General features: G+C 66.3%; 2 protein-coding genes. Both read left to right on the forward strand.

All coding sequences use genetic code 11. The annotated features are described in order from the left end of the window. Positions 1 to 399 precede the first annotated feature (399 nt). Positions 400 to 879, forward strand: a complete 480-nt coding sequence (locus KGA66_RS29100; protein WP_211472826.1) for a hypothetical protein — start codon at positions 400 to 402, stop codon at positions 877 to 879. Between the two features lie 32 nt (positions 880 to 911). Continuing rightward, positions 912 to 1,133 (forward strand): hypothetical protein, encoded by a 222-nt coding sequence (locus tag KGA66_RS29105; RefSeq protein ID WP_211472828.1) that lies wholly within the window; start codon positions 912 to 914, stop codon positions 1,131 to 1,133. Positions 1,134 to 1,255: the final 122 nt, after the last annotated feature.

A 1,255-nucleotide genomic window follows, 5' to 3' on the forward strand; every position in this document is an offset into this window, starting at 1 on the left:
CCCACGGCCACCCGACCTTTCTTCGATTCCTTAGAACAGATCCGAAGAATGCCAGGTGGCCGTGCCCGTTGTCAGGCGATCACACCACCACGCCACAAAAGATCTTGTAGACCTCAAATCTCAAGCTCAGAGGGCGTTTGGTCTGGTTTTGGGGTCAACCGTCACGATAGTCAAAGTTTTGCCCGAGAAGTCGGGTACCGGACAGCGAATCGGCCAAGCGGCGGCGCTCGCAAGGCGCCGGAACACCCTCGCGGTTTTCGAACACAACACAGTGGGTTGTCTGTGGGTGTTTCGGCAACGCAGCAAGCGTTGTAGATCGGCCGATTTCGCCCACAAAACCAGACCAAACGTCCTCTCGAGGCGACCAGCGAACTCGGCCTGTTCGTCTACTCGATCACCATGGTGTGCCAGGCCGCGCTGCGCGTCGCCGTGCCCGACCGGCAGCAGCCGTGGATCCGCGGCACATCCGTGCTCGCGCCGATCGGGTTCGTGCTGGCGACCCTGATCCTCTACTGGGCGAAGTGGCAGAACCTCCGCATCGCGCTGCCGCTGCCGGCCGCCGGGGTCGCGGTGTACTTCTGGAACACCCGCACCAACCGGCACAGCGCCGCCCAGGTGCGCGCGGGGCTGTGGCTGGTGCTGTACGTCGGCGCGATCGTACTGCTGTCCTGGCTCGGCAGCTTCGGCGGCCGGGACATGCTGCGGGCGCCTTGGGATTCGGTCGCGGTCGGTGCGATCGGTGCGGCGGGGTATACGTGGGGCGTGAGCGAGGCGGTGCGGTTCCTGCGCACCCGCCCGCGTACGACCGAGCCGGGCTCGACCGAACCCGGCGCCACGGAGCCGGATGCCACAGACCCGGGTGCCACAGAGCCCGCGTGACGAGCGGTACGCCGGGCCGAAAGGAAGGCGTGATGTTCGATCCGTTCACGGATCCCGCGGTCCTCGTGCACGAGGTCGACGGCCCGGTCTTCGAGGACTCGTGGCACCGATTCGATCCGGGCGACGACGCGCGCCGCTGCCCGGTGTGCGGGCAAGGCCGGGCGCAGGAGCGCGGGGAGTCGCAGCGCAAGCAGCGCCCTTGGATCCGGTACGCGTGCGGTGACGTGATCGCGCAGGAAATCACCGCGGGCTAAGTGGTCGCGCCTGTAAGTCCTTCGGGGGTTGATCATGCGGCGAGGGAGAGGGAGGATTCTTGGTGTCGGAGGGAGTGTTCTTCTTGCTCTCGCCGGTCGAGTCGGGCCAGCAGATCTTCCAG

Origin of the sequence: Actinocrinis puniceicyclus (assembly GCF_018283645.1) — a bacterium.
Taxonomy (GTDB): domain Bacteria; phylum Actinomycetota; class Actinomycetes; order Streptomycetales; family Catenulisporaceae; genus Actinocrinis; species Actinocrinis puniceicyclus.

Coding starts and splice junctions, on each gene's coding strand:
- KGA66_RS29105 (WP_211472828.1), top strand. CDS start 912: ATGTTCGATCCGTTCACGGATCCCGCGGTCCTCGTGCACGAGGTCGAC.
- KGA66_RS29100 (WP_211472826.1), top strand. CDS start 400: ATGGTGTGCCAGGCCGCGCTGCGCGTCGCCGTGCCCGACCGGCAGCAG.